Source organism: Lysinibacillus sp. Y5S-8, from assembly GCF_036894365.1.
GTDB lineage: Bacteria > Bacillota > Bacilli > Bacillales_A > Planococcaceae > Lysinibacillus > Lysinibacillus fusiformis_D.
In genome coordinates, this window is record NZ_CP145889.1 from 1,108,210 (window position 1) to 1,121,922 (window position 13,713).

The 13,713-nt window shown below is 34.5% G+C and carries 13 protein-coding genes and 1 pseudogene; 12 read left to right on the forward strand and 2 right to left on the reverse strand.

Going from position 1 to position 13,713, the window contains the following annotated elements; all coding sequences use genetic code 11:
- Positions 1–6: 6 nt before the first annotated feature.
- Positions 7–423, forward strand: a complete 417-nt coding sequence (locus tag V6670_RS05135) for a hypothetical protein (protein WP_338652969.1) — start codon at positions 7–9, stop codon at positions 421–423.
- Between the two features lie 325 nt (positions 424–748).
- Here V6670_RS05135 and V6670_RS05140 read toward each other — a convergent pair whose 3' ends face one another.
- Positions 749–2,086, reverse strand: coding sequence for a hypothetical protein (locus tag V6670_RS05140; protein WP_338652971.1), 1,338 nt, complete (start codon positions 2,084–2,086; stop codon positions 749–751).
- 536 nt (positions 2,087–2,622) lie between these two features.
- Between V6670_RS05140 and V6670_RS05145 the strand changes: the two genes are divergently transcribed.
- From V6670_RS05145 to V6670_RS05160, 4 genes are all read left to right on the forward strand, one after another.
- The gene (locus V6670_RS05145; RefSeq protein WP_338652973.1) at positions 2,623–3,321 is read left to right on the forward strand and encodes a DUF1643 domain-containing protein; all 699 of its coding nucleotides are present in this window, start codon (positions 2,623–2,625) and stop codon (positions 3,319–3,321) included.
- 123 nt (positions 3,322–3,444) lie between these two features.
- Positions 3,445–4,533 carry a hypothetical protein gene (locus tag V6670_RS05150; protein WP_338652974.1) on the forward strand — a complete coding sequence of 363 codons (1,089 nt, stop codon included), beginning with the start codon at positions 3,445–3,447 and terminating at the stop codon, positions 4,531–4,533.
- Between the two features lie 29 nt (positions 4,534–4,562).
- Positions 4,563–4,793 carry a hypothetical protein gene (locus tag V6670_RS05155; protein WP_338652975.1) on the forward strand — a complete coding sequence of 77 codons (231 nt, stop codon included), beginning with the start codon at positions 4,563–4,565 and terminating at the stop codon, positions 4,791–4,793.
- 11 nt (positions 4,794–4,804) lie between these two features.
- Positions 4,805–4,942 (forward strand): hypothetical protein, encoded by a 138-nt coding sequence (locus V6670_RS05160; protein WP_338652977.1) that lies wholly within the window; start codon positions 4,805–4,807, stop codon positions 4,940–4,942.
- Between the two features lie 370 nt (positions 4,943–5,312).
- Here V6670_RS05160 and V6670_RS05165 read toward each other — a convergent pair whose 3' ends face one another.
- Positions 5,313–5,666: a helix-turn-helix transcriptional regulator gene (locus V6670_RS05165; RefSeq protein ID WP_338652978.1), complete on the reverse strand. Its 354-nt coding sequence runs from the start codon at positions 5,664–5,666 to the stop codon at positions 5,313–5,315.
- Positions 5,667–5,817: 151 nt separating this feature from the next.
- On the opposite strand from V6670_RS05165, the gene V6670_RS05170 reads away from it, so the two are divergent.
- The 7 genes and pseudogenes from V6670_RS05170 to dprA all read left to right on the forward strand — a co-directional run bounded on the left by V6670_RS05170 (position 5,818) and on the right by dprA (position 13,678).
- Positions 5,818–6,813: a DGQHR domain-containing protein gene (locus V6670_RS05170; protein ID WP_338652979.1), complete on the forward strand. Its 996-nt coding sequence runs from the start codon at positions 5,818–5,820 to the stop codon at positions 6,811–6,813.
- A gap of 760 nt (positions 6,814–7,573) precedes the next feature.
- Positions 7,574–8,101 (forward strand): annotated as a pseudogene (locus V6670_RS05175) (ribonuclease HII); the annotation flags it as partial.
- Positions 8,102–8,155: 54 nt separating this feature from the next.
- Complete coding sequence (locus tag V6670_RS05180) at positions 8,156–10,045, forward strand: hypothetical protein (RefSeq protein WP_338652980.1); 1,890 nt, start codon at positions 8,156–8,158, stop codon at positions 10,043–10,045.
- Positions 10,042–10,344, forward strand: coding sequence for an EscU/YscU/HrcU family type III secretion system export apparatus switch protein (locus V6670_RS05185; protein ID WP_036124770.1), 303 nt, complete (start codon positions 10,042–10,044; stop codon positions 10,342–10,344). The genes V6670_RS05180 and V6670_RS05185 overlap by 4 nt, the downstream gene beginning before the upstream one ends.
- A 161-nt stretch (positions 10,345–10,505) precedes the next feature.
- Positions 10,506–11,666 (forward strand): ADP-forming succinate--CoA ligase subunit beta, encoded by a 1,161-nt coding sequence (gene sucC, locus V6670_RS05190; protein WP_036124767.1) that lies wholly within the window; start codon positions 10,506–10,508, stop codon positions 11,664–11,666.
- Between the two features lie 19 nt (positions 11,667–11,685).
- Positions 11,686–12,588, forward strand: coding sequence for a succinate--CoA ligase subunit alpha (gene sucD / locus V6670_RS05195; protein WP_054610302.1), 903 nt, complete (start codon positions 11,686–11,688; stop codon positions 12,586–12,588).
- A 193-nt stretch (positions 12,589–12,781) separates the two neighbouring features.
- Positions 12,782–13,678, forward strand: a complete 897-nt coding sequence (dprA, locus tag V6670_RS05200; RefSeq protein WP_338652982.1) for a DNA-processing protein DprA — start codon at positions 12,782–12,784, stop codon at positions 13,676–13,678.
- Positions 13,679–13,713: the final 35 nt, after the last annotated feature.

Sequence of the window (13,713 nt, forward strand, 5' to 3'; positions counted from 1 at the left end):
TTTTTTATGTCATGTATTACACGTAGAATAGAACTTCCTGTTCCAGTGCCTCAAACAAAATTAGATATTTGCAGGATAGAGAAAACCATAAATATTGGTGGGAATGAACAAAAAATTAGTTATGATGTTCCATGTATAAAAACCAGAATTTGTGAATTTAAGATTAATGTGGAATTATGTTATCCTAATTTACCAGAAGTGGCCAATAAGGTTTTAGGGAAAGCTATTGCTCAAGGTGCAAAAATTGCAGCAATGTCCGTTATAACCGCACTTGAACCAACAGCAGAGATTGCTATTAATGCATTTACTCAGGGATTTACTGATTACGTAAACAAACAAGGAGAAGATATAAAAAAACAATTCACTGATGTAACAACAAATACAACTTTAGATGCTAATTGTGGACCTTGGAAAAATATATAAATAAGAGGCTGGGACAAAACCCATCTCTAAACTAAAAAGAGGCTGGGACAGAACTCGATTATTTTGAAAAATAGCGAAAATAGATTATAACTTTTTCGCTTCGATGAGTAGAGTATTCCTTCCTAAATCAAAAAAATGTTAGACCAATACAATCGGTCTAACATTTTTTCTTTTTTGTCCCAGCCTCTTTAAAATTTTTTCATAAACCAAAATTAGGTCACCACAACAAAATTATACAGAAAGAAGAATCCTAATAAAGATTATAACATGAATCAATTAGTTTTTTTCTCACTAATTGAAGCTAATTAGTCCCATCCTCTTTATTTCAGTTACTTAAAGGATCGATAGGTACTAAATTTAGCTGTCCACCGTTGTCTTCATATGTTACTATTGACTCACTATTTTCTATTGGTACTATTGAATCGACTGCTATTTCCGGAGTCGGTTCGTGGGTGGGATTATTTATTTCACCTGATATAATTGCATATATTTGCCTGTACCTAACAGGATCAATATCTCCCGAAATAAGTCGGTCCATTAATTTATCTCTCTGCTTTTCAATTTTCTCATTCGCTTTTGAACGTCGTTTTAGTAACTCATCCACTTTCGCTTGCGTTATACATGGTTCTTCCATGTTTACGAGATCTTCAAAGTGCTGTTTTGTTTGATCATTACAATCGACAGCTAACGATAATGAGCTAGGAATCGGTATTTTTACGCGACCAGTATACTCTATACTCTTTTTCCAACTAATCGACTGGTCAATGTCTATATCCACATACCCAGCATTTAGGCTAACACCCCATCCATATACACTCTCTTCAGGATCAGATGGATTTGGATGGGGTTCAAATTTAAAAAACTCGCTTTCTGTATTTAATGAAGACAATAAATCTTTTCCCATTTCAAATATTTCTCTCCCGTGCTTTTCAACATCTAAAGAACCTTCATCAAAATTTAAATTGATAACTTGTTCTCTATTCATATCTACCATAACTCTTTCATACTCTGCTTTTTTTATTCTAATCCAGCCTATCTTTATACCGCCGCCACCGAAGCGTTTCCTTACATAACTCCAAACCTGCTTTAAATCTGCAGAAGCCGTAACCTTCCAAGGTTCCCCAACAAATTCACCTTTTGCTTCGATGTTTATACCAAAAGAAGGATCCACTGAATCTCCACTGCCAGATTTACTTGCTGCTAGATGAGCGAAAACTTGATTTTGTGGACTACCAACTAAAAAATTAAAAGAACTACCAAAACGGAACTGTTCAGGGAAGATTATATCTCCTTTATTAATTCCTAGAGTAATTCCTGCAAATACAGGTTTTACAATTACGTCAGTTAATGTTATTGCAGAAAGTTTCGGTTCAACCCCATATATTTCTCGAATCTTTTGATTTACTTCAGTTCTTTGTTCTTCAGTAATATCTATACTACCTTTACCAGCTAAGATCGCACCAAAAGCATCATAGAACTGATCTCCGATTTTAACAATATATTCTGGACCTATTCCCCAATAGGTTACTTTAAATTCACTAAGGGACTCTCCTAATTTGCAAGGTACATTTAGGGGGTAATAATGAAATTGCGTTGGATCTTCATGGTCTGGGTGTACTTGTACGTCGGCAATGATTATTGAATTAGTTAACTTAGCTCCCACAAGCATTCATCTCCTTTGATTTAGTCTAATAATTAGGTTGCCTAGTTACTTGTTAATTATTCTTTTTTCTTAATGAATAGTTGTTTCTTTATCTTTAGTCAATTTATAATGCGGATTAAAGTTATACATAAAACAGGATTTGATAAAAAGAACAATAAGATATTCACTTCAAATTGACACGAATTTGTTGATGAATACGATATGTCTATAATTTAATAGAAATATTTATTTATATTGAATAAGATTAAGCAATAATTTTCAACAATCGGGCTCAATTCTTGAGTAGAATTGTGCCTTTTTCAGCAATAGGGTCAGAATGTGGAGTAACCCATGTATTAGGTAGTAGACTTATACTACGCAACAATGAAATTTTGAGAGTAAATTCTTAAAATTATTTCTCAACTTTATATGCTTGCCATGCTTTGGTTAGTTGCACAGCTTGATCACTTCAATACAATATATTCTGCTTTTTTTAGGAAATTCCCCCAGGGGTTTATGGGAAATAAGAAAAATAAATATTTTTTCTGATATGATTTATGTATAAAGATTGGTGCGATTATGATGATAATCATTTAAACGAAGCAGGAGTGAGAAAAGTGGAAATAATGTACGACTTAACTAAAGTTAATCAACTTGAAATTGATATTGATAAGGAATCTTTTATAGGAAATGTAGATGTCAGATATTCTTTAACAATTCCATTTTTAAACCGAAGAGAGGGCTTGTCAGTAGGGGTTATATTAATGAACCCTTCTGGAGCCAACAAAGATAAATCAGATGGTACCGTTAATAAGCTAATTGATTTTTTCTATAACTATCAAATAGATGGACATCAAATTAAAGATATTAGCATTTGTAATGTCTTACCGGTCTATGCCAGCAATACCCCCACGGCATTAACGAAAATTAGATCGTTAAAGGAAGCGAATGTCATAGATAGAGTTCAAAAGTTAAATGAAGCTAAGCTGGCAATAGCCATGAAGGATAAGAGGCTTATAGTATTAGGTTGGGGGAAACCAGAAGTTAAAACCATTCCCAACCTGCTTTATTACAAAGAAGTTCTACGTATTATTGATTTACTTTCAATATTACACAAAGATGACTTGTATGTTTTTGATATTAAGAATGCGATTAGCACTTTTACTGAGCATGGAGATCCACGTCATGCTGGACGTTCTGCTATTATAAAAGACTTAATAAAGATAGATGTTTCTGAGTTATTTGGTCTAAGTTAATTTTACCTAGACGTTCAAATAGTTAATTCAGGAGCTTATGTTTGTTCAAAAAAAGTAATCCAACAATATTTAAGGAATGGAAGAGCGTTCGGCACATGTATTAAGCAGCAATAGAGATAATAAATGTACGTTAACCCTACTTTATATAGAGAGGCGTGTTTTGATCTGACTCAGCAAATTGAAGTATCTTTAAAAGATTTATTAAATGAGGTTCATTGGAATAATAGAAAGTTCTATCGACACAAACAAGCTATTGAGGAACGTTACAAATTAGACTTAGAATCTTTCAAAAAAGCTCCTAATAAGTTAGAAAAAGTTAGTGATGATGATCATTATGCATTTCCTTTAGAAATTAAAGATTTATTTGGGATTTTACTAAGACTCTATGATATTAATCCTTTTAGGGGAAAAGGGAAAGATCCATTAAAACTAACTTTAGAAGATTTATTTCACTTTCAAAGTGATTCATTATTAGAAATAAAACAGTTATTCAATACAGAACATCAAGAATTAATTTCGCATCCAGCAGTTCTAGCTACTGAAATTGAATTAAACGCTTTAGAAGACGTTATTTCTAAACAAACTATTTTAATGCAAATTTTAATGAATAAATCCATCGAAACTCGCGCCTCTTTTTGGGGATTCTATTCTAACATTATAAATGAACTAATTCTATGGATATATGAAATGGATAAGTACACTAACAAAAGAATACAAAGTGATATGATCGGTTTTGAGGCTTTTGTTTTTTCAGAAAATCAGCATACTAGCTTAGATTTTATTATCGCACATTATATAAGACATAAATCTACACCCGAATTTCAAAAAGAAAAATCAATATTTTATACATCAATGCAAAATCATATGGCAGAGCTTGAAGCAGATTTCATTTCTGAAGACGAGAAAATATGGATTGACTCCTTGTGGACTAACGAAATAGAAAACATGTATCAGCAAAACTTTAAACACTATATTACAAATCTAAATCAGAAAGAAATAGAACGTCATAAAAATAAGCTCATAAAGCCCTCTACATTTATCAAAAATTTTATGGAATCCCCAGAATTCAACAATAGTATTCTTAACGAAGATGAAATCAATTCACTAACTAAATATCTAATTGAGTTAGAAACTAATACACCAACTAAATACAAAAAAATTATCGAAAAAATATATTCCTCAATTATTGGAAATGCTATGGATCATAAATAAACCAAGGGTATGTCACTAAAAATTACTTGGTGACATACCCATTTTTCTTTGATAAAAAACAAGCTAATATGTTGCTAAGAAAACTAAAAAGAGGTGAGTACGAAATGTTTAGCAAACACAACTTAAATGTTGAGTACAAAAACTTAAAAGTTAATAACTTTGCGACAAAGGTTAGTAGTATATTTGGCGACAAAGGTAAGGCTATTGGTGAAAAAATTGATAGTGTTACCAAGAACATTACGATTAAATTTGAAAAATAGGGGGTAAGGAAATGGCAAATAATGTAGAGGCATATTGCCCATTATGTGACGAGGTAACAGATCACTTTGCTTATGTAGAAGGTTGGAGGTGTGACGACTGTGACAGAGTAAATGATGACATTTATGAAAATCCTTATATAAAAGATTAGTAATAAATAATATGTACAAAAAAACTGGGTGGACTGAATCTTTAGTTAATCCAGTTTTTTGTATTAATTAATATTAAAAATAAAAACCAAGTTCAACTTTTATGGTAAGTTTGAACACAGCACAGGAAGTTCAATTTGGTGTCGAAAGGCGATGATCAGTGACTTATACAGTTTTTCTTCCTACCTTGTCCCAAAGTAAGGTATAGGTACAGTTTAATTGAATAGTGTTATCGAACTTATGTTCAACAATCAGGCCATATTCTTGCAATAAAGCAAACAGATATTTTATCGAGAATTTTAGTATGGCTTGTGCATTGTATTTTATATATACATTTAAAGCAGCTTGTGATTTAAATTCACAAGCTGCTTTTTAGTTTTTATTAAATCGCCCAAATATCTCATTCGAAATATTTAATAACATTCGTATATCACCTTCATCTTTATCTTCTAGTGTATTAAATAAAATTTTTAAAAGTTCTTCTTTTATATTTTCTCGTTCTTCAGTTGTCTTACTACTATCAGGAATAAGGACACTACCTGGTTCTACTTGTAGAGCATCTAAAATTCTATTTAAAGTTTGCAAAGTAATATTTCTTTCTCCACGCTCAACATCTGATAAATATGGGGATTGAAAATCACATTTCTCGGCCAATGCATCAATCGTCATATTTTGAGATTTTCTTATTGTACGTATATTCATTCCCACTCTTTTTGTTAAATCCATATTTAATCACCTCACTTTTAGACTAGGTGAGGTTAAATAAACATCACATACCAATGAAATATAAAAAATATAACTTTTAAGTTAATTTTAATTGATTTATATCATCTTTTAGTATTAAAATGATGTTACTTTTAATAAAAGGAGTGAAAAAATGAGTAATAATTTACCATCTAATATTGCGATTGAAAATGTAATCCAATCTAAAATGCGTGGTAGAGTAGCCTATCAGGGATTTGTATCTTCACAGGTAGCAGTTACTTTTTCATATTCTAAGTTATATAATGATCCTTCTGGAAAGGGGTATCAGCGACCAATTAATAAAAAGCGTTGTTCAGATTTTGCAGATTACTTATCTAAAGGTGAAGATTCACTATATACACCGATCTTATTAAATGCAGCGGGTAATTGGGAATTTCATGCTTATGATAAACATCGCCCAAATCTCGGAAGACTAATTTGCAAGAAGAAGGCTACCTTAATGGATGGTCAACATCGTCTTGGTGGTATAAAAGATTATATTAGTGAGACCGACAGTATGTTAAACGTGCCTTTTCTTGCATTCCATTATTTAGATGACGATGAGGAAATAAAATTATTTGATGTCATTAATACAAAAGCTAAGGGAATCGGGACGTCATTAAGCCGTTATTTAAATCGTGATAATGATGATGTTAGTTGGGTTGCAACTAATTTGATTTTAAGACCTGAAAGCCCATTTTTTAGTAAAGGTACACTCACTGGGAAACGAAGTAAAGAAAAGAATATTACCTTGCAAAATTTGTATAGCATGGTCAAACTATTAACAAAAAAATCGCTACTTGAAAAACTTTCAAAAGAGAAAAAGCTTAATTTATGTCTATTTTATTTCAATACAATTAAAGAATTATTTCCTGATGAATGGGAAGACAATTCACTTTATCGTATGACCCATGTCACATGTTTAAATGCACTTGCCATAGTAGGTAATCAGATTATAAATGACAATTACTTAGTCAAATCTCAACAGCCCGATTCAGTAAAAATAGCTCAGATACTAATGAATTTAAAAGAGATTGATTGGTTTTCCAATGGTGATTTAAAATATTTAAAAGGTGCTGCTGGATCTAAGATTTTAGCTAGTGATATCTTGAATTGCATAAAAAAATAGCATTTATTTTGTAAAGCCTTAAAGCTGTAAATCCATTTTAAGGACAGGTCGGGTTATTAAAAAAGACATACTTAATAATGAGTTATTTAGATCAAAATTAATTAAAATATATAATTAGAGTGCACGCTATTTAATTTTGTAGAGATAGCGTGTATTTTTTACTGTCATTACATATTCAAGAATTCTTCCGATATACTAGATAACAATATGTAACAGGATTTATTAGTGAACAATAAATCGAGTGATATGATTGAATAACAGAATTTCAATATTGAGTAATTAGGCATTTTAATTATGAAGACTTTTCACTGAGATATACTCATTTTCTTGAACTGCCCTTTTAAAGGAGAATTAAATTATGTTGAGAATTTGCATTTTAGAGACTACTATATTATATAGGAAGTAATTTTGGGGTGACTGCTCTCTTGATGGACCAGAAGTAAAATGAAGTTATTGAAATATCAAAAACAATAATATGGAGTATTTTAAAAAAGTTTTAAAAGGAACTATGTTGGAAAATCTAAGAACTAAATCATATTCTAGAATAGACGTTTATCTTCGATACTTTAAGCAAAGACATACATATTAGTATGACGAACAGTTCAATATTACCTGAGTTCAAGTAGTTATACTTAGACAAGTTTGAAATAACGTATTCAGACAAAAATTAGTAGATAGATTAGGTGGAAATCCTAAGGTATCAAATCTTTCGGGTAACTCAAACGATATATGTATGAGTATAAAAAGTGAAATAAGCTGGGGACCATTAGCGGGACCTGTTGTGACAGCAGCTGTTATTTTACCTACAAATTGTGAGGCCCTTGTTGGTCTGAATGATTCAAAGCAATTATCAAAGGAGAAACGAAACGCCTTTGCAACGTTAATTAAAGAGCATGCCATTAGTTATTTTGTTCATTTCCAATCCGCTCAGCAAATCGATGCACTGAATATATACGAGGCAACCAAACAATCTATGAAAGCAAGTGTAGAATCATTGGCGACAAAGCCTGATGTAGTTTTAGTAGATGCCATGACATTACCCATTTCGATTTCTCAGGATTCAATTATCAAAGGAGATGCCAAGAGCTTAGCAATCGCAGCTGCCTCCATTCTAGCTAAAACAGCTCGAGACGATTATATGGAGCAACTAGACAAAGAATTTCCTATGTATGGCTTTGGGCAACATGCAGGCTATGGGACAAAGCAGCATTTAAATGCATTGGAAGAATATGGACCAACAATTCACCATCGTAAATCATTTGAACCAATAAAATCAATGATTCAATAAAGCTACAGAATGGGACAATGACACGAGGGAGTAATTGATGAAAGGAGTATGTATATGTCAGCTACATCATTTAATCCGATTCAACTGCAACAAAATGCCATGACTTCAACAAATCAGCCACTTGCTTTAAAGCAAGGACAAGTATTTCACGGTACCATTAAGCAATTATATCCAGATCAAATGGCGGAAATACAAGTAGGTAATCAAAAATTTATAGCGAAACTTGAAGTACCGTTAAAGACGGGTGATGCCCATTTCTTTCAGGTAACAGGAACAAATCCACAAGCGGAATTAAAAGTGGTTACAGGACCAATGGCACAAACATCTTCTCCAAATCAACAAATCAATCAGCTACTAGAATCCATGAATTTGCCTAAAACAGCAGAGATGCAGCAATTGCTAGGACATTTTATGAAGGAACAGTTACCTATTTCAAAAGAGCAGTTAATGCAAGCAGAAATATGGCTGAGGGCATTACCAGAGGGCATTTCGAAAGCGGATGCACTACAGGTCATTCAAAAAATGATAGAGCTTAAAATGCCAATGACGAATGATGTTTTTCAAGCCTTACTAAGTGGACAAAAAACATCTGGTATGGCGATGACTATGGATAATTTTGCACAGCTTTTAGCAAGGGATACTACTTTATCTGAAGTGCTTAAGCAAAATTTGATGCAGCAGGTACAAGCGATTGCTAAACCTTTTGAAATAGAAACAGGCAGTCTGATTTTAGCTAGAGCGATACAGAGCTTAACAAATGATGCTGCTGCGATGAGTGAAAAAATGCAAGCCTTAACAGTTTTAAAGGAAGCAGGCATACTGCCACAACAAGCAACATGGCAAAACTGGACGAATATCAATGACCCCAAAGCGGCACAACCAATGCAGCAGGCTGGCCAAGTTGTACAAACGATCCTTGCATCAAAGCCTGAAAATGTAAGTCAGCTAATTGAACAGTTGAAATCATGGACAGCCAACCAAAATTTCTTAACAAATGAACAAAAACTACAGCTCAATCAGTTAATGGATCGTTTTAATCAATTACCAGTATCGAAGCAAACATTAGAAATTTTTGCTAAACAAATGCAGGAGCAGTTAATAAAAGCGTTTGCTCAAAATACTGCTGATCGTTTATTTACACAGGATGCTAATGCATTGTCCAGCAAGGAACATTTGCTATCTCTTATAAGGCAAGAGGTGACGACTCCATTACAAAATGAAGCACTAATGCGTAACCTTGTTAAAACTAGTGTTGAATCACAGCAACCGATGATTCAACAAATAGTGACACAAGCTGATGCACTTGTACAAAATTCGGTGGATAGTAAGGCGATGCAGCATGCCCTTAAAACGGTGTTAAAAAATTTAGGGATTAGCTATGAGGCGACATTGGGGAACAAATCAGCGGATATACAAATGATTACTCATCAATTAAAGCCACAGCTCCACACATTATTGCAGGAAAATAATATTACACCACAATTGAGAGAAGCGGCAGAAATGTTGATGACGCGTATGAATGGTATGCAGCTATCTTCAGGAGAAAATGGCCATCAACATCAGCTCATTATGCAAGTCCCGCTTGAATTTTTCGGCAAAAAGATGGATGCAACATTACAGTGGAATGGTCGCATGAAGGACGATGGCAAAATTGATGCCAATTATGCACGCGTATTATTTTATTTACAGATGGCATCTATGCAAGAAACGGTAATTGATATGCAGGTTCAAAATAGAGTAGTTACAGTAACGATATTTAATGAAAATTCGGATATTCAGCCACTTGCGGAGCCATTAAAGGCTGCCTTGAAAATGGGATTGGCAGAAAAAGATTATCAACTATCAGGTGTTTTTATTAAACAATTTGACAAGGGGCAAACGGAAAAAGTAAGTCCTGTAGTAGAACAGCGAGAGGAGCAGAGTGGGGTGGATATCCGCGTATGAGCGAAGAAAAATTTACTCGAAAAGAAGCAATTGCACTTACCTATAAACTTGGACAAATGGATAGTCCGACTGTTGTAGCAAAGGGAAAAGGGAAAATTGCCGAGAATATTTTGGCACGTGCAAATGAGCATAATGTGCCGATTTATGAGGATCCTAACCTTGTGCAGTTGCTTGGTCAATTAGATTTAAACGAGTCTATTCCAGAAGAATTATATCAGGCGGTTTCGGAGGTTTTTGCTTTTATTTATCGTTTAGATCAACAACATGCGCAAAAATACAGAAAAAATGAAGTATTCTGACTGTTTCGCAAGCTGTTTTAGTACACAAAATAGAAAAAAGCGTCATAATAAGAGAGAAAATTCGAACTAAAGACAAAGTGTAGACTTTATCAGAATGTTTCGTTAGAATAGTCTATGTTAGTAAAACAATTCTATGCAAATGTTTGATGGGAGGATGTATTATGAATATCCATGAATATCAAGGGAAAGAGATTCTGAGAAAATATGGTGTAGCAGTACCAAACGGAAAAGTTGCTTTTTCCCCTGATGAAGCAGTAAAAGTAGCGAAAGAACTTGGCTCAAACGTAACAGTTGTCAAGGCGCAAATTCATGCAGGTGGGCGCGGTAAAGCAGGCGGTGTAAAAATCGCTAAAAATCTTGACGAGGTGCGCACATACGCAAAAGAGTTATTAGGGAAAATTTTAGTGACTCATCAAACAGGTCCAGAAGGAAAAGAAGTAAAACGTTTGTATATTGAAGAGGGTTCTGATATCCAAAAAGAATACTATTTAAGTCTAGTATTAGACCGTGCCACATCTCGTGTTACGATGATGGGATCTGAAGAAGGCGGTATGGATATTGAAGAAGTTGCGGAAACAAATCCGGAAAAAATCTTCAAAGAAGTAGTAGATCCTGTAGTTGGATTAACAAGCTTCCAAGCACGTCGTATGGCGTTTAATATGAATATTCCAGCAAACCTTGTGGGGAAAGCTGTTAAATTAATGTTAGGCTTATATCAAGCATTTATCGACAAAGATGCATCGATTGTAGAAATTAATCCACTTGTAGTAACTGGACAAGGTGATGTAGTGGCACTAGATGCTAAATTCAATTTTGATGCCAATGCATTATATAGACATAAGGATATTGTCGAATTACGCGATTTCGACGAGGAAGATCCAAAAGAAATCGAAGCATCCAAATATGATTTAAGCTATATTTCATTAGAGGGTAACATTGGCTGTATGGTTAATGGTGCTGGTCTTGCTATGGCAACTATGGATACAATTAGTTATTATGGCGGCAGCCCTGCTAACTTCCTAGATGTAGGGGGCGGTGCAACAGCTGAAAAAGTAACAGAGGCTTTCAAAATTATCCTTTCTGATTCAAACGTAAAAGGCATTTTCGTAAACATTTTTGGCGGAATTATGAAGTGTAACATTATCGCTGAGGGTGTTGTAACGGCTGCTAAAGAAATCGGTTTAGCTGTGCCATTAGTTGTACGTTTAGAAGGTACAAATGTAGAACTTGGAAAAGAAATTTTAAATGCGTCTGGTTTAAACATCGTTGCAGCGGATTCAATGGCTGACGGTGCACAAAAAATTGTGGGACTAGTAGGCTAAGGAAGGCAGGGAGAGAACAATGGCTGTATTTATTAACAAAGATACGAAGGTAATTGTACAAGGGATCACGGGCGAAACAGCTCTTTTCCATACGAAGCAAATGCTTGAGTATGGTACAAAAATCGTAGCAGGTGTAACACCAGGTAAAGGTGGACTTGAAATCGAGGGAGTTCCTGTTTTCAATACAGTAGCAGAAGCTGTAGCTGCAACAGGTGCTACAACTTCAGTTATCTATGTACCTGCACCATTTGCGGCAGATGCAATTTTAGAAGCTGTTGATGCTGAATTAGAATTAACGATCTGTATCACAGAGCACATTCCTGTCCTTGATATGGTAAAAGTTAAACGTTATATGGAAGGTAAAAAGACTCGCCTAGTAGGTCCAAACTGTCCAGGTGTTATTACAGCTGATGAATGTAAAATTGGTATCATGCCAGGTTACATTCATACAAAAGGCCATGTAGGAGTAGTTTCTCGTTCTGGTACATTAACATATGAAGCAGTACACCAATTAACGCAAGCTGGTATTGGTCAAACAACAGCTGTAGGTATCGGTGGAGACCCTGTCAACGGTACAAACTTCATTGATGTTCTTGAAGCGTTTAATAATGATCCAGAAACTTATGCAGTAGTTATGATTGGTGAAATCGGCGGTACGGCTGAAGAAGAAGCAGCTGAATGGATTAAAGCAAATATGACGAAACCTGTTGTAGGCTTTATTGGTGGACAAACTGCCCCTCCAGGAAAACGTATGGGTCACGCTGGTGCGATCATTTCTGGTGGTAAAGGAACAGCAGCTGAGAAAATTAAAGCAATGAACGCTGCTGGTATCGAAGTTGCAGAAACACCTTCTGTCATTGGTGAAACATTGATTAAAGTAATTAAAGAAAAAGGGCTATACGAAAAGTGTAAAACCCATTAAAATGGAAGATGTAGCTATTGCGGCTACATCTTTTTCATTATTTATACACTGCTATCATACTTCATGAAACAAATTCCTACTTACTTATGAAAAAAACGACAATTTTATGGCAGATGTATAAATAATGATGAAAAGTTGTGTTGCATTATCATGCGGTCATTTAATTTCTTCTATTATAAAGGAGGTTTATTGAATGATCCTTGCAGTAGATACACAGAGATTACTAGCTTTGCATTATATATACCCGTTACCTCTTCAGAAACTTCAACAATTATTGTCCCCGGTAAATATGTTAAGCTCTTTTGAAGACATTCATCATGATGAGATAGCGAAAATTCTACAAATATCGGCACAAAAAGCATATCAGCTCTCTCAAAGTTTTCGACAAATTATGATAAAACCTTTTGATGCTGCGTATGCACAAGCCAATATTTTCCCCATACCGTTTTATCATCCATATTTCCCGGCGCAATTATTTGAAATATCCAATCCACCTACTGTATTGTATGTGAAAGGTCAGTATTCTCTGTTAACAAATAACAAACAGATAGCTATTATAGGCTCTAGGAAGGCTACAGCGTATTCTAAGAGGGCGATGGACCTCATAGTACCGCCTCTTGTTCAAAGTGGTTATACGGTCGTTAGTGGGCTTGCTAGAGGTGCTGATACAATGGCACATAGGGCAACAATTGATATGGGTGGTCACACAATTGCTGTACTTGGACATGGTTTTAATTATCTCTATCCAGCAGAAAATCAGATTCTTGCTAAACAAATGGCAGAGCACCAGCTATTAATAACGGAATATCCCCCTCATATGAAGCCTGAAAAATGGCATTTCCCGATGCGTAACCGAATCATTAGTGGTTTATCCCAAGCTTTAGTTGTGACAGAGGCTGCCCTAAAAAGTGGTACGCTTATTACGACAGAGCTCGCATTAGAGCAGGGGAAAGATGTATTTGTGGTGCCTGGACCTATTGATGCGACACAATCTAAGGGGACCAATCAATTACTTTTAGAAGGTGCAATTCCAGTCATGAATGGTCATCAAATCGTTGAAACACTGGATCTCTTTTCTAACAAAAATTGAAAAAAAGTTGCATTATCTTAAAATCTGTTATACAT

Coding starts and splice junctions, on each gene's coding strand:
- V6670_RS05180 (WP_338652980.1), top strand. CDS start 8,156: ATGTCAGCTACATCATTTAATCCGATTCAACTGCAACAAAATGCCATG.
- sucC (WP_036124767.1), top strand. CDS start 10,506: ATGAATATCCATGAATATCAAGGGAAAGAGATTCTGAGAAAATATGGT.
- V6670_RS05185 (WP_036124770.1), top strand. CDS start 10,042: ATGAGCGAAGAAAAATTTACTCGAAAAGAAGCAATTGCACTTACCTAT.
- V6670_RS05165 (WP_338652978.1), bottom strand. CDS start 5,666: ATGGATTTAACAAAAAGAGTGGGAATGAATATACGTACAATAAGAAAA.
- V6670_RS05160 (WP_338652977.1), top strand. CDS start 4,805: ATGGCAAATAATGTAGAGGCATATTGCCCATTATGTGACGAGGTAACA.
- dprA (WP_338652982.1), top strand. CDS start 12,782: ATGATCCTTGCAGTAGATACACAGAGATTACTAGCTTTGCATTATATA.
- sucD (WP_054610302.1), top strand. CDS start 11,686: ATGGCTGTATTTATTAACAAAGATACGAAGGTAATTGTACAAGGGATC.
- V6670_RS05135 (WP_338652969.1), top strand. CDS start 7: ATGTCATGTATTACACGTAGAATAGAACTTCCTGTTCCAGTGCCTCAA.
- V6670_RS05145 (WP_338652973.1), top strand. CDS start 2,623: ATGTATAAAGATTGGTGCGATTATGATGATAATCATTTAAACGAAGCA.
- V6670_RS05170 (WP_338652979.1), top strand. CDS start 5,818: ATGAGTAATAATTTACCATCTAATATTGCGATTGAAAATGTAATCCAA.
- V6670_RS05150 (WP_338652974.1), top strand. CDS start 3,445: ATGTACGTTAACCCTACTTTATATAGAGAGGCGTGTTTTGATCTGACT.